This is a genomic window from Vibrio breoganii, from assembly GCF_024346795.1.
Taxonomy (GTDB): Bacteria; Pseudomonadota; Gammaproteobacteria; order Enterobacterales; family Vibrionaceae; genus Vibrio; species Vibrio breoganii.
In genome coordinates this window covers 817636-835344 of the sequence record NZ_AP024864.1, presented here as the reverse complement: position 1 = coordinate 835344, position 17709 = coordinate 817636, and the positions used below count along the sequence as shown (strand labels likewise).

Annotated in this window: 14 protein-coding genes; 7 read left to right on the top strand and 7 right to left on the bottom strand. The window is 44.1% G+C overall.

Annotated elements, in window-relative coordinates; translation table 11 throughout:
• Positions 1–397: 397 nt before the first annotated feature.
• The 4 genes from OCU35_RS03960 to OCU35_RS03945 all read right to left on the bottom strand — a co-directional run bounded on the left by OCU35_RS03960 (position 398) and on the right by OCU35_RS03945 (position 8790).
• Positions 398–2527: a carboxypeptidase-like regulatory domain-containing protein gene (locus tag OCU35_RS03960; RefSeq protein WP_017243836.1), complete on the bottom strand. Its 2130-nt coding sequence runs from the start codon at positions 2525–2527 to the stop codon at positions 398–400.
• 15 nt (positions 2528–2542) lie between these two features.
• Entirely contained in the window at positions 2543–3889 is a 1347-nt protein-coding gene (locus OCU35_RS03955) for a glycoside hydrolase family 16 protein (RefSeq protein ID WP_017032599.1), read from the bottom strand.
• A 143-nt stretch (positions 3890–4032) separates the two neighbouring features.
• Positions 4033–5937 (bottom strand): glycoside hydrolase family 17 protein, encoded by a 1905-nt coding sequence (locus OCU35_RS03950; protein WP_065210114.1) that lies wholly within the window; start codon positions 5935–5937, stop codon positions 4033–4035.
• A 93-nt stretch (positions 5938–6030) separates the two neighbouring features.
• Positions 6031–8790, bottom strand: a complete 2760-nt coding sequence (locus OCU35_RS03945) for a carbohydrate binding domain-containing protein (RefSeq protein WP_261825685.1) — start codon at positions 8788–8790, stop codon at positions 6031–6033.
• A 484-nt stretch (positions 8791–9274) separates the two neighbouring features.
• On the opposite strand from OCU35_RS03945, the gene OCU35_RS03940 reads away from it, so the two are divergent.
• Positions 9275–10273, top strand: a complete 999-nt coding sequence (locus OCU35_RS03940) for a LacI family DNA-binding transcriptional regulator (protein WP_261825684.1) — start codon at positions 9275–9277, stop codon at positions 10271–10273.
• A 49-nt stretch (positions 10274–10322) separates the two neighbouring features.
• Here OCU35_RS03940 and OCU35_RS03935 read toward each other — a convergent pair whose 3' ends face one another.
• Positions 10323–11081 carry a Nif3-like dinuclear metal center hexameric protein gene (locus OCU35_RS03935; protein ID WP_261825683.1) on the bottom strand — a complete coding sequence of 253 codons (759 nt, stop codon included), beginning with the start codon at positions 11079–11081 and terminating at the stop codon, positions 10323–10325.
• Between the two features lie 90 nt (positions 11082–11171).
• On the opposite strand from OCU35_RS03935, the gene OCU35_RS03930 reads away from it, so the two are divergent.
• On the top strand, positions 11172–11948 hold the full coding sequence (locus tag OCU35_RS03930) for a DUF1853 family protein (protein ID WP_261825682.1): 777 nt from the start codon (positions 11172–11174) through the stop codon (positions 11946–11948).
• A gap of 426 nt (positions 11949–12374) precedes the next feature.
• On the opposite strand, the gene pgm is transcribed toward OCU35_RS03930, so the two are convergent.
• On the bottom strand, positions 12375–14021 hold the full coding sequence (gene pgm, locus OCU35_RS03925) for a phosphoglucomutase (alpha-D-glucose-1,6-bisphosphate-dependent) (protein ID WP_017032607.1): 1647 nt from the start codon (positions 14019–14021) through the stop codon (positions 12375–12377).
• Positions 14022–14105: 84 nt separating this feature from the next.
• Positions 14106–14666, bottom strand: coding sequence for a replication initiation negative regulator SeqA (gene seqA, locus OCU35_RS03920; RefSeq protein WP_102321776.1), 561 nt, complete (start codon positions 14664–14666; stop codon positions 14106–14108).
• Between the two features lie 92 nt (positions 14667–14758).
• Here seqA and OCU35_RS03915 point away from each other — a divergent pair, with 92 nt between their 5' ends.
• The 5 genes from OCU35_RS03915 to OCU35_RS03895 all read left to right on the top strand — a co-directional run bounded on the left by OCU35_RS03915 (position 14759) and on the right by OCU35_RS03895 (position 17690).
• Positions 14759–15529 (top strand): alpha/beta fold hydrolase, encoded by a 771-nt coding sequence (locus OCU35_RS03915; RefSeq protein WP_102382368.1) that lies wholly within the window; start codon positions 14759–14761, stop codon positions 15527–15529.
• Positions 15530–15599: 70 nt separating this feature from the next.
• Entirely contained in the window at positions 15600–15818 is a 219-nt protein-coding gene (locus tag OCU35_RS03910) for a DUF2788 domain-containing protein (RefSeq protein ID WP_017026761.1), read from the top strand.
• A 55-nt stretch (positions 15819–15873) separates the two neighbouring features.
• Positions 15874–16401, top strand: a complete 528-nt coding sequence (gene fldA, locus OCU35_RS03905) for a flavodoxin FldA (RefSeq protein WP_017032610.1) — start codon at positions 15874–15876, stop codon at positions 16399–16401.
• 223 nt (positions 16402–16624) lie between these two features.
• Positions 16625–17071: a ferric iron uptake transcriptional regulator gene (gene fur / locus OCU35_RS03900; protein ID WP_017026763.1), complete on the top strand. Its 447-nt coding sequence runs from the start codon at positions 16625–16627 to the stop codon at positions 17069–17071.
• A 16-nt stretch (positions 17072–17087) separates the two neighbouring features.
• Positions 17088–17690 (top strand): prepilin-type N-terminal cleavage/methylation domain-containing protein, encoded by a 603-nt coding sequence (locus OCU35_RS03895; RefSeq protein WP_102382369.1) that lies wholly within the window; start codon positions 17088–17090, stop codon positions 17688–17690.
• Positions 17691–17709: the final 19 nt, after the last annotated feature.

The following is a 17709-nucleotide window of genomic DNA, read 5'->3' as shown; positions in this document are numbered from 1 at the left end:
CCTAACAATCCTTGCCTGCAGTGGACTCGATAAACGCTCGTCTACCTTATGCCTACAATTGCCCTTGGAAAAACACTTACTTACTTTTGTTTGCTTAAAGTAAAATGTAAGCGGTTACAAAATTATATCAAGTACCACCGTTCTGCTTTTTGAATTAGCGCACGCTTTCGCTTTTTATGCTGAAATAATCAATAGAAATAACATTTTTATGTCTAAGAGGTATCACTCTAGAGGCTATTATTCATTAGAAGAAAATTAGCTCAAGTGAGGCTTCAAGGTGGAGCTTAGCGGAGGATACGTATCGATAAAATAGACGGATCAAATATGGTACTCTCAAAAAAAATTGCCACTCGTTAATAATTAAGTGGCAACTTTAAAGGTCACATTTGATGTTACGTTAATAGAAATAGATATTATCTAAGTAGACGCTATCGCTAGTTGTTCCCCACAAAGCCATGCCTAACTGCTGCATTGCTGCTTTGTTGTAGCTTGCATCCGCCCCAAGTGCATCAAAGCCGAGTTCCACTGTCACCCATTGACCATGTTGAACATTATTTAAGTCATAGATTAGTGGACCGCTTTGCGACAGTAATTGGAACTGAGCCTTAGTAACACCAGAGGTTGCATAAAAATCAAACCTCAAGCCTGTCATTGCGGATGCATCAACAGGCTCCTGCACTCCATACTGTATTCCCGTAACACCTCCGCTAGTTCCATCTGGCGTTATTTGAAATTTGGCGGTCGCATTACCACCGATATTTATCATCGAGTGCACAGGTGGATTCCACCATGGATCAGACCAATAAGTGATGTAGTGAGGACTATCCAAGTTATCACTAAATAGTGAAATAACCTCGTTGCTAGATACATTAGGAGTTGGGGCTGCTGTTACTGGTCCTGGATTAAGTGCGGACAGTGTAAGGTTTAGTGACGCTGCACCTGAGTCAACCGTATGCAATTGCTGCGTCACCCCATACCCGTCTGCCACAGCTTTTACTTTTTGCACTCCCTCTGATAACACTAGAGTGGCAACACCACTGCTATTGGTCATAACTTTGTATGCCACGTCATGTTCACCATCAATGCCGACGATTACTTCAGCATTTTGCAATGCTGCACCAAAAGTATCCTTAACTGAAACATTTAAGTCATAGCTATTCGATTGACCTGAGAAGTAAATATTATCAACAAATATCGCTTTCCCAGCTTCACCCCAAAGCTGAATACCGGCCATCTGCATTTGAGCTGTATTTAATGCCCCATTGCCATTTATAGCCATATCTAAGAACGGTATTTGTAGTGACAACCATTGACCCGCCTGTGGGTTATCTATGCTATAAGTCGATGAGCCATCACCTGACACTAGTTGAAGCATTACCCGATTAATACCAGGCTCAACATATAAATCCATATTCCAGGTATTGTGTTCTGATACATCGACCGAGCCATATTCGATACCGTATTGAATACCTACTACCCCACCTTCTGCTCCTGAGCCTAAGATTTCATAACGCGCATAGTTGTTCCCTTCAATGCTTCCTGCCGAATAAAATGGCGCATTCCACCAATTTTCATTCCATAGAGATACAAATTTATCCTCAGAAAGACTGTCACTAAATATAGAGAACACTTCACTATCAATGGCTTCTGGAGTCGGTGCAGGTACGCTTGGTTGACTTACACTGACTTCCTTAGTGATAAAAGACACATCACTCAGCAATACAGAACTCGTCTGATCACTTGTAAATACAAGGCCAAACCATTTTAAATCGTAGGTTGTAGGTATTGGCACCTCGAACTGTACCCAACCATTAGATAATGGTACACCTGAGCTAATCGGATAGTCGGAGCTAAAGTCTGGAATGCCAAACCCTTGAACATTAACCTGAACAGTTGTGAACGTTGTGGTCTTAAGAGCAAATTTTGCATGAGTATAACTAGAGGTATCGATAGCATTAACTTGCTCATTACCCCATGCGATCCCTGCACCATTTCCCCAGTTTGTGCCGCTGTCTATCTTCAACACTTTAGGATAATCAGGATCATCCGACACATCTTGAACCAAAGCTCCAGAGCCCCAAGTGTCGCCCCAGTATTGCATGTAATATGAATCATCATTTTGTGAGTGAAATATAAACATTTCTTCTGGTGCAGGAATAACCTCTTGTGCTTCTAAGTCCATTACTACAGATGAGTCATTTCCGGCAATCAAGACTTGGCTCTCAGTCGAATGATACCCGGTTTTATTCACTGTAATTGTATGCACACCATCTTCAACTTCATAAGTCACTTCACCTTGTGCGTTGGTATCCTTATATTGGTTCCCAATCTTTACAGATGCTTGAGTTAGGTGGCTTTGTAGATTAGCGTCTCGAATCGCAATGGTTAATTGACTCAGTTCAGGCGTTGGCGTTGGGGAGCTAGGCTCATTACCTGAACTAGAACCACTACTATCGCTATCACTGCCACACCCAAACAGAGCGGTCATTACGCAAGCGACCCCTATTTTTTTCATACTATTTTTCATGATTGATATCCCTATCTAATTCAAGATTTTGCAGAAACTATGACGTGAAACTGCCAAAAGAAATAAGCCGAAAATGAACGGTAAGCTAGAGCTACCTCCTGAGCTGCCACTGCTAGGTGTCGGCTCAATAGGAGGGCTTGTTGCATCTTCTTTACTTCGAACTCGGACAATCATTACGGCTCTGCTGTTTAATGACTCATCCGTAACATGCTCTAGCAATACTCCAATTTCGTAGTCGCCATCGAGCATCGATGAAGGGTCAAATGTCAACGTTTGCATCTCCATTACAGGGCTAGGAATATCGTCTACTTGCCAGTAAAGGCTATAATCTGCCTTCTGCTCGTCCAATAGATCTATATCAACGGTCACTGAAGCTTCGCCTGCAAAAGGCTCTATCACATCAACGCTTCCATTACCTTGAGTTAAAGTAAGCTGAAGTTCTGGTAGGGGTATAGCCGGAATTAACTCATCAGATTTAGGAGTTTGTTCATCACAGAACTTTGCATCATTACCTTCCGAAAATTGGCAATGCGCTATGTAATCGATTTCCATCGTGGCTTGTTGTAGGTTGGGATCAATACTCCCACCTAAATTACCACCCATGGCGACATTAAGTAGCACGAACATTGGCTCTTGGTACTGACGACAACCTTGAATATTTTGGCTGACAACCAATGTATCATTCATATAGAAGTCAATTTTATCGGGTGTCCACTCCACTGCATATTTTTGCCACTCTAGGACATCAGCTGCACCTTGAGGGTATGGATGACGGTATTCACTGCCGCAACCTGAAGCATTATAAAAATTAGTAATGTAGCTGGTTGGTTGATTAGAGAACCATTCCCAAACATCAATTTCTCCTGCTCCTGGATTAGGCCAACCGACATTATCACCATCCCCTTTAATAGGCTGCTCTGCAATGCGGTTTTCTAGCATCCAAAACGCAGGCCAAGTGCCTCGTTCTAGATTATGGAAGCGTATTCTTGACTCAATACGACCATATAAAAATTCTCGTTTGTCTTTACTATTTAATCGTCCGGAGGTCCAAGACTTAGTTTGGCCTCCAAGTGTTGGGCAACTGTGCAGTTTTTTTCGAGCTATGATTTTTAATGTGCCATCAGACACGTCATAATTTCGTTCGGATGAATAGTCGTCAGCGGTGTAGCACTGGACTTCATTGTTATAATTGGCTTGAGTTTGTGCAGTCCAATTACGCCAATCAACCCCGTCACCTTCAAAAGAATCTATCCACTGGACTTCCCATCCGGCGCTTGCTGGTGCAGAGAAACCTAATGTAAGGCCAAGTGCTAGCAACATGGTTGAGGAGGTTTTTTTTCTGTTAATAAGCGAATCTAGCATCGCATTCTAACCTTTTATCTGATTACGTCGTTTGCTTCAGAATCTAAGCCAGTGACGTATAAATGAGTCTATAAGTAGCGACGAGTGCTTGGGCACTTCGTCGCTTACAATATTCAAATCATGTAACTAATAACAAAGGAGAACTACTCATACCAAGAGATGTTTCTAACCTCTATATTGCTCTTGGTTGGCGCGCTTCCTCCGGATGTTTCATAGAGATCAGAGATAGTAAATGGCGAAATCACTTGGTTAAGGTCAGGTGTGCCAGAAAACTCACTAAGATTGACGTTGATTGTTTGCCAATCGGTAGTTAAGGAATAACCTTGACCTGCATTAAAGCGAATCCAGTGATTGCCACCCCCCTCTGTTTGGAAACCCAAATAGAAACCAAATTGAGCTAATACACTTTCACCGCTCTCTACGCCTCTAATTTGGAAACTCATTGATTGATATCCAGAAAGGTTACTCGTTTGACCTGCAATACCAACACCTGCGCCCCATCCCCAGACTGCTGCCAATGCTGGGTCTGCCGCAACCGTTAGAACTCCTGTCGTTTCATCTACACCCGCCCATGCCGTGATTGGGTTATCCCAACCATAAGCGGCAGCTCCTGAGTACAAGGCAGCGCCCAATACCTGAAACTCACCTTCTTCTGGCGGCGCAACAGCAGCTTGAAACGGAGGTGGTAGAACGGTATCCATTAAAGTAATTTCATCGCCAGAAAAGCTAGCTTGGAAAGACGAAACATCACCACGAGTTAGACCTAGATTATTTAGCGTGTCGACTTTGTCCCACGCTACATATTTAACGTTCCCATCAATATCAATTAGGCCAAAGTGTTTTTCTGAGTGCGTAGGATTATTAGGGTCACCTTTCCACGGCTCATCAAAGGCTTGGAAGAAGAACAGTGAAGCACCGAAGTCATTGGAAAACTCTCGCATAGCGTCGTAGAACAGCTTCTGCTTATATTCGTCAGCTGCTTGAGTTCCACCTTCTCCAAACATTTCTGAAGAAACGGTTGACCAGCCAGTCTCACCAATATGAATCGGCTTGGTAGGATCCACACTATTAATAAATGTTTGTGCTTGAGCTAGTTGAGAAATACTGCGGCTGTGCGCTTTGGTCATCGCAGAAGCAATCTGCTCCTCTTTAGATAAAGATTGTTCACTAAGAGGGACCTTCCATTCCTCTTTAAAGATTGGGTCATAATGCGTGTCATGATGCGCGTACGTATGTAAAGAAACATAATCAATCGCTTGAATCAGTGCTTTAATATCGGTCTGATCGTTGTTGTTACCATTGGCATCATCACCCGCCCAAACAGCAAAATTATCAGAGCTTGTGATCCACAAATCATCTGTATCACCACTTTGCATCTTCCAAGATTGCAAATCATTGACGTGGTCAAGGATAATGCTAGGCACAACATGATATTCAGCCCACGCCACCATGGCTTCGTTACCTACCGCTATTACCTTGATAATATCTGGATACGCTAGAGCTAATTCCTTCGCTTTGGCAATTTCATCCGCATTAACAGGGTTTTCTTGATCGTGTATTACTTCATTACCCGTCCAAGAGTTCAGTGCGTCAATCCACACCCCTAGCATCACGTACATTTCAAATGATGAATCCTCTTGTTGTAACTCATCAATGGCTTGCAATAAGTTTTCAGTATTGCTCTTTCCATCTAGCCCAGTGAAGCCTTGGGTGTTATATGTACGCAATACTTTTATACCCATTGCGGACAATATTTTCATATCTTCTTTATGTTCAGCAACAGAAGGAACCTCTGCTCCTGACTCGCGAGTGGTTGTGCGCCAAGCACCATAAGAAACCGCTAGGTATTCAGGGTTTCCTAGCAGAGGCTCACCATTTCTCGCTGTTGGGAATGAGGTAGGGACTGGCTGCGGGGCCAGTTCAGCAATATCATTATCACCGCCAGCATCCGGAGCATTACCACCAACACTCAGCTGCTCATCGCCACAGGCAATGAGTAGGCAGGACAGTACTGTGGTTGCGAAAATCTTAAAATTAGACCGTCTCATTACTACTTCCTTATAAATCTTTACTCAACTTAAGAGACTTAAATTACATTCATAAAAAACGCCACATAGATCTATATCTATGTGGCGTTAGGGTTATTTAATCTCTAATCGAACATTATCAAACGACACTTGCGTTTGGCATCCATCTACGGCACCACACACACCACCAATAGCTAGGTCTAGTCCCCACTCAGGATTGTCACCAACAACAAAGTCGTAGCTATATTCGCTCCATACTGTCGTCAAATTAGGGATATCAAAGATATCTGTCTTAGAAACACCTGCTGAGCTTGTCGTATACAGCAACCCATTGGCAACACTACCATTTGCAGTGAAGCCTTTAGCTTGGAAAGACAAAGTAATTGTCTGGCCTGCGGTCACTACGCCCTGACCGACTTTTTCAGCTTTAATCCTCGCTTCATTTCCCGTCGCAGCGGCAACAGTAACGGACTGGTCTTGAACAACAACACTACCACCACCAACTTGGAACCAAGGGGTTAACAGGTCATCAGTAAAATCACCATTCACAATGAGATTACCGGTTCCATCATCAGGTGGCAGAATTGGGCCTTCTTCTGGGTTATCTGGTGTTTCCCCGGTTCCTTCCTCGGGCACTACAGCAATATTGTCTAAGAAAAGGTCGACACTACAGGTTGCTACCGCACCACAAACTCCCCCAATAGTGAAATCTAAGCCTGCAGATGTTCCTGCACTAACGACCATTTCTTGAGAGTATGATTGCCATTCAGTAGTAGGCGCAGGCATATCAATGACCTCAGTACCAACAACTCCATCACCAATAAAGTGGATAATTGCATTCGCTACACCACCATCAACGGCTTCACCACGATAAGAGAACGAAACAGTAATGGTTTGGTTTGGATTAATGTCGCCCGCTCCAATTCCATTAGCTTTAATCCTAGATTCAGCGCCATTTCCTGCTTGTAAACGCGCGGCACCGCTATCGATAGATACACTTCCGCCGCCAATCGAATACCAAGGGTCAATAGAACCGGTTTCAAAATCACCATTCACAACGACATTACCTTCAACATCTACTGGAGGTAATACCGGCCCTTCTGGCTGTTCTGGTTCTTCTGGAGCAGAGCTGCCTGCCGATGAGAAGATTACATTGTCAACGACATAAGATGCACCATCACCCGAGCCCCATGCAGGGAACATCATAACGAGATCTATTGCGCTTAGGTTCACGCCGCCATCGGCTAAGTCACTTAAGTTAAAGGTATAACGTTTCCAAACATCCAATTCTGGTACATCGGCTAGAGTAAGCTCCAAGGCTCCACCACCAGCGGATTCAACCTTAAACTTCCAATCAATTGCACCATTGTCATTGGTTAACTTCAGGTCAAATGATACTGTACCAGTGTCTTGCCACGCAGAGACATCAACGGGAGCACCACCTACCGCTCCATCGCCATCTCTAGAGGTAAAGCCCACGACCGTAGCCCCTACAATGTTGAACTCTGTTACAGCGCCATAGTTATCGTCACTATCCGTAATGACGGCTGGGGCAGTGCCGCCACAGCAATCCCATGCTAACCACGCAGGATTAGCAACATCATTGAAAATGACAAAAGACTCTCCATCGTCTACCGGTGGTTCTTCTGGATCAACAGGCGGCTCTTCTGGATCAACAACTTCGTCGACTTCAACAAATGTCATATCGGCCCAGTAAAATTCCTTGTTCGCAGCCTCTGCCAAGAAATCAAAGAATATGGACTTTTTGTCAAAGCTATAGTTTGGGTCTAATACACCGCCATTTAAATCATTAAAATCAAACTCAAGCTTTTCCCACTCGTTTACAAGCGAAGTTTGAACTAACACCTCAGCTAATTGCTCTGGTACTACTGAGTTTTCGACTTTGAATAACACCGGTATACCTGCTTCTGCAGAGAACACCCATACGGAAACAATGCTTCGTTCAGGTGTTATGTCAAGAACAGTAATATCACCAAGAGTCGTTCCAGCCCATATCTCTGCACCTGCTGGTTTGATCGTTTTTATCAAGGTTCCTGCAGGTAATGTTTCACTCGATGGATTGGCAGCCGCTTGCTCTGATGCTGCACCACCAAAATCTTCCATTGCAACCACTAGATCTGGCTTGTAGCCTTCATCAGACTCATTTGGAATAATCGGGTCGGAAGGGTTTTCTGGCTCAGACGCATCACCGTCAACAAATTTAACATTATCAACTCGGTATACTGCCCCCTCACCCTCTTCCCATGCAGGGTTAATCAGAATCTTATCGATATTGGTTAAATCAAGGCCTTGATTAGACAAATCCGCAAGAGAAACTTGAACCTTGGTCCACATACCAATTTTTGGTGCAGGGATAGATAACTCAACGGCTTCGCCATTACTTTCTTGATCTCCGCCGTTACTTTCTAGTTTCACAATCCAATTTACATTGTCACCAGGGCTGTTTCGTAATTTGATCTCAAATTCAAGCATGCCTGCAGATTCCATGTCACTGACATCGACACCCGCAAGTCCTTCAGCACGAACAAACCCTAATACTGCTGGTTGCTCACCGACTCTAAACTCTGTCGTTAACCCGTACTCATCAAGCTCCATCGGATAAATTGGCGTTGTTCCACCGCAACAATCCCATGCAGGCCACTTGGCATTCACGGAGTTTTCAAATACGACCATATCACTACCTGATGGCGGCGTTGGTGTTGGTAATGTTGGTGTTCCAGAACCATCAGGACTATCTGCGGATGCTCCTGCTTGTGAACTAAGGGATTCATCGCCACATCCCATCATAGCTAATGCTATAGCGGTAACGAGAGCTAGATTTGCGACTTTAAAACGTCGATTACTCACTTCCATTGCGTTTCCTTGTATTCATCAATTTAACTGTCCAAGTAGCGATATCATTGACCGCATGAATATTGTAAGCGGTTACAAAAGAGCAAAAAACGCCCCAAATAGATACCAAAAGAGTCACTAGCAATCCATAAAAGCCTATGAAAAAGAGGGTTGATTGCAAAAACTTAACAAACCATAAACCTTAATTTAGAGAATGTAACCTCCAACCCTCTCAAATTAAGAACCACATCACAGATATGTAAGCGGTTACAAAATGTTTTGCATTAGTTGAAAGTAAGGTGTCTAGTAGCGTATATTAACAGCTTGTAACATGTGTGTGCTTATACCTAGCCTAAGCAATTATTTGGCTGAATTAAGCATAAGGTATGTTTATAATTAGACTATCCGAGCAATTCAACTCAACGATGAATGTTCGTTCTTTCTTGAAATAGCTAGGTTTACAAAATTATCACTGTTTCGAGAAGTAAATTAACGGGTAATAAAATTGGCAACGATAAAAGAAGTTTCAGCGCTAGCAAAAGTCTCAACAGCAACCGTTTCTCGAGTTCTCAACGGGCACGCTTATGTGAAGGAGGCTAACAAGCAGAGAGTCTATGAAGCGATGAAGGCTTTGAACTTTCAGCCAAACGCGTCTGCCCAAGCCTTAGCATCCAACAAAACCAATAGTATTGGCATGCTAGTTGGCTCCTTCGACAGCCCCTTTTACGGTCCTCTAATGCATCACGTTGAACAGCAGGTGCGTGAGAAAAACATGCACCTGATCGTAACCAGTGGTCAAGAGTCCTTAAAAAAAGAACAAGACTCCATCGAATTCCTCCTTGCTAAACAAGTCGACGGATTGGTTCTTCATTCCGATAAGCTCTCCGATGACACACTGATTAGCTTGCTGTTACGCCATCCCAATACGATGATCGTTAACCGTCTTGTTCCTGAGATTGCCGAGAGCTGTATCTACATTAACAATGAGCAAGGTGGCATGGTTGCCACTCAGTTTTTGGTAGACAATGGTCACACTGAAATAGCCTGTATCAGCGGCCAAATGAGTAAGGTTGATAGTAGAGACCGCTTGCAAGGGTATCGAAACGCGCTTGGTGCTTCCGGGCTTCCTTACAATCCAATGTATGTGATCGAAGGGCGGTTTGACCATCAGGGAAACCACGATGCAGTAAGACGATTGCTTGATCGAGCACCGAAAATCACCGCCATCTTCTGTCAGAACGATAATATAGCGTTGGCGGTTTATGATGTATGTGCGGAGCGAGGTATTACTATTGGTAAAGAGTTATCTGTTATCGGCTTTGATAACGATAGCCATAGTCAGCACGTGAGACCGAGACTGACGACAATAGATTATCCTGTTCATCGAATTGGTGAGGTGGCAGCGAAAGCCTTGCTAGCACGAATCGATAACCGTAAATATTCGCCGTCTAATAGCCTGGTACCAGAGTTGGTTGAGCGAGATTCAGTCTGTAAGCTCAAGTAAAAGGGTAGCCCGCAAGTGATTGCTAGTGCTTAGGGGATACCCGTTGCCATTAAACCGGGTTATTAATATCAATAAAGGTGACGTCTAGCCCGTGCTCTGCGGCTAGCCATTCACCCAACGCTTTAATGCCATAGCGCTCTGTAGCGTGGTGACCCGCTGAGAAGTAATGAATATCTTGCTCGCGTGCCACAAAGGTGGTGCGCTCTGAGATCTCACCTGAAATGAAGGCATCCAAGTCGTTGTCTGCAGCCAATTGAATGTAATCTTGACCACCACCCGTGCACCAACCAACAGTTTCAATCATTTTATCGGCGTTTTCAGGCGCGATATGCAGTGGCTCTCTATCTAGCGCTTTGTCGATGCGCTTGGCAAATTCCGCACCGCTCACTGCTTGCTTCAAGCGGCCGTGCATCGCGACAGATTGAGCATGCCCCTCTAACCCGCCTTCAACATCAATGCCCAAAAGCTGTGCTAGACGAGCGTTATTACCCAGTTGTGGATGAATATCCAATGGCAAGTGATACCCATAAAGATTGATATCGTTCTTGATCAATGAGTGAATACGGCGCCCCTTCATACCCACTATCGGCTCAGGCTCACCCTTCCAGAAATAACCATGATGAACAAGGATAGCATCAGCACCTAACTCGATAGCCTTATCGATAAGCGCTTGAGAAGCAGTCACTCCAGTAACGACTTTATTGATGGTTTTGCTTCCTTCAACCTGAAGTCCATTTGGCGCGTAATCTTTAATCAGTTCAGGGGAAAGCTTGTCATTAAGAATGCGTTGCAGTTGTAAATTGTTCATTTTGCTTCCAAATAATTGAAAATACGTCTGATATGTAGCAAGTTAAACAAACAAATGTCTGCTCGTCTAGCTACTAGGGTCTGTTAGCCAATGCCAAATACCTATGTTGATGTCTCTACATTATCTCAATTCGCTGATTGGATAGCGACAACACCGCCACTGTTGCATGGTGATGAGGTTATTGTAGAGGAGCTTCCTTTTCAAACCCTCTGCGCTGAGAAAATGCATACCTATACGGGTAACCCTCGGCTCGGGTTTATCTATCAGTATTTGTGTGAGCAACTGTTCATACACCACCCTTCCCTATCCATCACCACCACTGAACTGCAGCTCAGTGATAATGGAAGAACCATTGGCGAGCTGGATTTTATTCTGCACAACCACCAGCACGATAGATTTGAGCATTGGGAGGTCGCCATTAAGTTTTATCTGCTCCATGAGGATAAATGGTACGGCCCTAACGCCATAGACCGACTTGATAAAAAGCTTAAACATATGTTGGAAAGGCAGCTTCAGCACACACAATCAGACATCTTTATCCGTCAATATCCACAATGGAAAGACCTTTCACAACACCTGTTAATGCAAGGACGCTTGTACATTAATCCTTTTGAGGCTCACACTGTGCCTACGCATTGTGAAGGGAAAAAGATAAACACCTCGCAGATCGTGGGCTATTGGTGTCATCAGAATCAAGCTCATCAAATAGATGAAAAACTGTATCGCTTAGATAAGCCTCTTTGGGCTGCGGGTAGAACCGAAAACTCTCCATTATTGGATAGTATTCAAGGCAAGATCTTGCACTGTCAGAGTGAATCTGGACGCTTTTGGTTTATTGTTCCTGATGACTGGCCCAATAATATCTAGTCAATTGTAGAAACTGTGATTTCATATTCAAAACAGTCAATAACGAGTGCAATTAAATCGTTTTAATACAACAATTTAAATGTTGCACATCCACTTACTCATAAAGAAACATCGCATAAGCGTACAGACTCATATTGAATCCCAGCCTGCATAGGCATACAGTCTCGCTGATTCAAAACACTTGATACATATGCGGTTCATCTAGGAGTTTCCATGACCGAATTGATTGAAGCCATATCTGTTTTTATGCTGATGCTCTGTGCACCAATCTTGCTTGTCACTTTATTTCAGAGAAAGCAAAAAAATAAGCAGGTATAAACAACCTACAACCGATTTAACACCATAAAAAATCCCCACTGTGCGCAAACACAATGGGGATTTATTTATTCAGGCTTAAGCTATAAAACGTCAGTTCTAAGGCTTAAATTATAGGCCTGCTGCCTTGAATACTTGGTTCACAATCTCTTGTGCTTCAGTTTCAATTAGCTTCAGGTGCTCAGCACCCTTAAAGCTTTCACAGTAAATCTTGTAGATTTCTTCTGTGCCTGATGGACGCGCTGCGAACCAGCCATTGGCTGTCGTCACTTTAAGACCACCAATTGCCGCACCGTTACCTGGAGCGTGAGTCAAACGAGCAGTGATTGCATCACCGGCTAGTGTATCCGCAGACACCATTTCAGCTGATAGCTTCTTAAGTACGTCTTTTTGTGGGCCATTGGCAACCGCTTGAATACGGTTGTAGCTAGACTCACCATGCTTAGCCGCTAGTTCGTTGTAGTATTGCTGTGGGTTCTTGCCAGTTACTGCAGTGATTTCTGCTGCAAGAAGACATAGGATGATGCCATCTTTGTCCGTAGCCCAAGGTGTGCCGTCTTTACGCAAGAATGACGCGCCCGCGCTCTCTTCACCACCAAAGCCAAACTTACCTTCGTATAGACCATCTACAAACCATTTGAAGCCAACTGGCACTTCGCATAGCTCGCGACCAAGGTCAGCAACAACGCGGTCGATGATTGCGCTTGATACTAGAGTTTTACCAACAGCAACCTCAGCGCCCCAGCCTTCACGGTGGCGATATAGATAATCGATACATACCGCTAGGAAGTGGTTAGGGTTCATTAGACCTGCTGGAGTCACAATGCCGTGACGGTCATAATCTGGGTCGTTACCAAATGCCAGCTCATAGTCGTCTTTCAGTGCTAGAAGACCAGCCATTGCATAGGGAGAAGAACAGTCCATACGAACCACGCCGTCTTTGTCCAAAGACATAAACTGGAAGCTAGGGTCTACTGCTTCGCTTACTAGAGTTAGGTCTAGGTTGTAAGCCTTCTGGATTTGACGCCAGTAATCGATGCCTGAGCCACCTAGTGGATCAACACCAATCTTAAGATTTGCTTTTTGGATTGCTTCCATGTCAACAACGTTCACTAGATCAGCAACGTAAGGAGCAACCAAATCTTTCTCAACGAATAACTCGCTCGCTTTTGCAGCGGCAATGCCTACACGTTTCACATCAGCTAAACCTGCTGCGATGATCTCGTTTGCGCGATCTTCGATAGCTTGAGTTAGCTCACCCTCAGCAGGACCACCATGAACTGGGTTGTACTTGATGCCGCCATCTTGTGGTGGGTTGTGCGACGGAGTAATTACAATGCCGTCTGCTTTTGCATCATTAACCAAGTTGTAAGTAAGGATTGCGTGAGAGATACCCGGAGTTGGCGTGTAGCCTTCGTCTTCTTGACAGATAACTTGCACACCGTTTGCCACTAATACGTCGACAACCGTTGCAAATGCTGGCTCTGAAAGTGCGTGAGTATCTTTACCCACGAATAGAGGACCAGTCACACCGTTGCTTGCGCGAACTTCAGCTACTGCTTGAGCGATAGCTAGAATGTGGTTTTCGTTGAACGTAGTCTTGTCAGCACTACCACGGTGTCCAGAGGTACCAAATGCTACCTTATGATCCGCGTTGCCTGCTTCAGGTTGAAGTAGGTAATAGTTAGCTACCAACTGAGGGATGTTGTGTAAATCTTCTTGCTGAGCCTTTTGCCCAGCGCGAGGATGCATAGCCATTGTGTTATTCCTTTTTTATAGTTCTTCAAATATTAAAATGCCCGCAAAAAGGGGGAAGTTCTTTGCAGGCATAATTCCTTGGGATTAAATTGAGCGAGCCACTCGCTCTATTAACTCGGCGGGGAATGACATTCTCACCATCAACTGCTCAACCATCTGACGTTTACGGCTGGTGTTGTTATTGGTGATCACCCAAAAAGGTGACCCAGGAATGGCTCTTGGTTTGGTCGTGGTGCCACTTGCCAAGAGCACTGCTTCGTTATCTGCGAAGTAAACGCGTTTGCGACCCTTAACCTGAGTCGCTTCGGCGAATCCATCTTTATCAATTCGATGAAGTGCAGATAATACAAACATAAATCTATCAATCGCTTTATCTAAAGCGGCAAATTCATCAGAGATAAGTTCACTGCGAATCTGCTTGATAGGGTCAATCGATTGCGACGGTTTACCTACGATGATAGGTGTAGCCGCGCCTGTAGGCTCAATATCTGTTTCTGGCTTTGCCTCAACAGACTCTGCTTCTAGCTTGGCTATACCATCCACATCTAGTAAACGTCGTAGAATATCGGATGCACTCTCTCCAATGCGTTGGGTACGGCTCGCGATAAATCTATACAGTTCTTCGTCAACTTCGATGGTTTTCATTCGCTTTTCACAATCTTATTAGTTTAAACTGCGCCAGATTATACCCAGTTATTGAGTAAGTCTCTACGGAAAGCAAAAGGGAATTGGAGAAAATGTCGAGCCAGTTACACTATAAGATCCAAGGTCATGGTAAACCTATACTTTTGATCCACGGTTTGTTTGGAAGTTTGGATAATTTAGGCCTCCTCGCCCGCGATCTCAGCCAAGATCACCAAGTGATTAGCGTGGATCTGCGCAATCATGGGCGATCCTTGCACAGTGATGAGCATACTTATGCCGCACAGGCCGAAGATATTCGTCAGTTAATGGATGAATTAGCGCTAGATGAGTTAACCGTGGTTGGCCATTCGATGGGCGGTAAGGTAGCAATGAAATACGCCTCAATTAGCCCAGTGAACATCAAAAGATTGATTGTATTGGACATGGCCCCTGTCGCCTACAATGTGGATCGACACAGCAATGTGTTTGCGGGAATTCAAGAAGTCGCCAAACAGAAGCCAAAACTGCGCTCTGAAGCTATGAGTCTAATGGCCAAGCACATCGAGATGGAAGGTGTAAGGCAATTCTTGAGCAAGTCATTATATAAAGACGGCGATACCTTGGATTGGCGCTTCAACCATCAAGCACTTAAGTCACAATATTCTGAGATCATGACCTGGTCAGTCCTAGATGAAAACCCTTTGCCTACCCTCTTTATTAAAGGCGCGGATTCGGATTACATTCAAGGTGAACATCAGCCTGAGATAATGGCCCAGTTCCCGAACGCCAAAGCACATGTGATTGCAAATACAGGACACTGGCTGCATGCCGAGAAACCGGACATGGTGTTGCGCGTTATTCGCAAGTTTATTGCACAAAATTAAGGGTCAAGGGTAAACAGATATAAGCTGACTGTGATATAGTTCCGCGATTGATAAAGCATAAAGGGATGCCATGCTCTACGATTACATAAATCAGATTGAATCCATTGGACTTGATTTGTTGTTTGCCTCCGTATTTTTACTCATCGGTCTCGCAATCAAAGACGTTCTAAAGCAGGGTAATGTCCCTCCATTTGGCCGTCGTATCGTATGGCTTGTGTTGTTTTTAGGTTGTGCCGGTTTCATTATCAAGGGGCTTATTCAGCTCTCTTGGGAAGGCTCGGGTATATAACCTACAACTCACTTTATAAACGCATCCGATTACATCTAATATAGGTACTGATTCTATGGCAAGTGTAGGTCTCTTCTTCGGCAGTGATACTGGTAATACAGAAGCTGTTGCAAAGATGATTCAAAAGCAACTAGGTAAAAAACTGGTTCACGTTCAAGATATTGCAAAGAGCAGCAAAGAAGACATTGATAACTTCGATCTGCTTCTGATCGGCATTCCAACCTGGTACTACGGTGAAGCTCAATGTGACTGGGACGACTTCTTCCCTGAACTAGAGGGTATCGACTTTAGCACTAAGCTAGTCGCTATCTTTGGTTGTGGTGACCAAGAAGATTATGCTGAATACTTCTGTGACGCTATGGGTACCGTTCGCGATATCGTAGAAGGCAAAGGTGGCACTATCATGGGTCACTGGCCAACAGAAGGTTACGAGTTTGAAGCATCAAAAGCACTTGTTGATGACGACAACTTCATCGGCCTATGCATCGACGAAGACCGTCAGCCAGAATTGACTGACGAGCGCGTAACAAAGTGGGTTAATCAAATCCACGCTGAGATGTGTCTTGCTGAACTAGAAGACTAATCTTGTACAGATTTTGAAATTTTGAAAAAGGGGCCTTGTGCCCCTTTTTTGTACCTGTTATTTCACCAGTTACAAATTTGTAAATATTTATCACATACTATTCGTGACATCCTTCCGTTTTATGACCAAAAGAAATAACCATCATAAGTACATGGTTTATTGTTCTGGTTCCTTCCCATATAATGAACATTAGAGTAAGGCTCAGATTTTTATAGGAACATGCATGCCAGATAATAATAAAGCCCTAAAGGAAGCAGGGTTGAAGGTCACTTTACCACGCTTAAAAATTTTAGAGCTACTTCAGCAGCCAGGTTGTCAGCACATCAGTGCGGAAGAGCTGTACAAGAAATTAATAGATATCGGTGAAGAGATTGGTCTTGCTACCGTTTACCGAGTTCTCAACCAATTTGATGACGCAGGCATTGTTACTCGTCACCACTTTGAGGGCGGCAAGTCAGTATTTGAACTGTCTACCCAGCACCACCATGACCACCTTGTTTGTCTAGATTGTGGCTCAGTGATTGAGTTTAGCGACGAAGTTATTGAAGAGCGTCAGCGTGAGATTGCAAAACGTTACAATATCAATCTGACTAACCATAGTCTTTACCTATACGGCCGCTGTGCCAATGGTGACTGTAAGGCTGATCCTAAGGCGCACACGCCTAAGTAGTAGAGTCATAAACAAAATGTCTATCAGTAAAAATGGATTTACGCTGATTGAGTTGGTTGTTGTTATCGTGATAATCGCGGTGCTAGCTGTAGTGGCTGCCCCGCGATTTTTAGATCTTAACTCTGACGCGCGAGAATCGATGCTTCAAGGTGCGGCTGCTGAATTCCAACAGTCTATTAATTTTGCGCATCAAAGATGGGCGCTAGAAGGCAGAGGCACAGAATCCTACGCCAATATGCCTGGATATGCCGAAGGCACAGATGCCACTGAAGGTAGCAACAGCATAGACAGTCATCTGGATATGAATGATGTTGGGTATCCACTGGGCGTTGATAAAAATGACCCTATGGGAGCACCCTTTAATATTGGTAAGGGCGACAAAGCCTGTTATTTGTTGTGGGATAGGCTTCTGGACTCATCCCTTACTGCGACTGATAGTGTCGCCCAAGCTGAAGAGTATGATTTCTACGCTATTCGGCAACAAGATGACAATAATTATTTTTCTAAGTGTGTTTTTATCTTCACCAAAGACGGTTATGACCCCGACCCTGAGTCAGCTAAGCATGTCATCTGGTATGACTCTCGAACAGGTGATGTCTCTTACGTTCTAAACGATTGACTAAAGTTAGCCTCATAAA

Bases quoted from the DNA above. Each gene is read 5' to 3' on its own strand.
- OCU35_RS03960 (WP_017243836.1), bottom strand. From the start codon at position 2,527: ATGAAAAATAGTATGAAAAAAATAGGGGTCGCTTGCGTAATGACCGCT.
- OCU35_RS03955 (WP_017032599.1), bottom strand. From the start codon at position 3,889: ATGCTAGATTCGCTTATTAACAGAAAAAAAACCTCCTCAACCATGTTG.
- OCU35_RS03950 (WP_065210114.1), bottom strand. From the start codon at position 5,937: ATGAGACGGTCTAATTTTAAGATTTTCGCAACCACAGTACTGTCCTGC.
- OCU35_RS03945 (WP_261825685.1), bottom strand. From the start codon at position 8,790: ATGGAAGTGAGTAATCGACGTTTTAAAGTCGCAAATCTAGCTCTCGTT.
- OCU35_RS03935 (WP_261825683.1), bottom strand. From the start codon at position 11,081: ATGAACAATTTACAACTGCAACGCATTCTTAATGACAAGCTTTCCCCT.
- OCU35_RS03930 (WP_261825682.1), top strand. From the start codon at position 11,172: ATGCCAAATACCTATGTTGATGTCTCTACATTATCTCAATTCGCTGAT.
- pgm (WP_017032607.1), bottom strand. From the start codon at position 14,021: ATGGCTATGCATCCTCGCGCTGGGCAAAAGGCTCAGCAAGAAGATTTA.
- seqA (WP_102321776.1), bottom strand. From the start codon at position 14,666: ATGAAAACCATCGAAGTTGACGAAGAACTGTATAGATTTATCGCGAGC.
- OCU35_RS03915 (WP_102382368.1), top strand. From the start codon at position 14,759: ATGTCGAGCCAGTTACACTATAAGATCCAAGGTCATGGTAAACCTATA.
- OCU35_RS03910 (WP_017026761.1), top strand. From the start codon at position 15,600: ATGCTCTACGATTACATAAATCAGATTGAATCCATTGGACTTGATTTG.
- fldA (WP_017032610.1), top strand. From the start codon at position 15,874: ATGGCAAGTGTAGGTCTCTTCTTCGGCAGTGATACTGGTAATACAGAA.
- fur (WP_017026763.1), top strand. From the start codon at position 16,625: ATGCCAGATAATAATAAAGCCCTAAAGGAAGCAGGGTTGAAGGTCACT.
- OCU35_RS03895 (WP_102382369.1), top strand. From the start codon at position 17,088: ATGTCTATCAGTAAAAATGGATTTACGCTGATTGAGTTGGTTGTTGTT.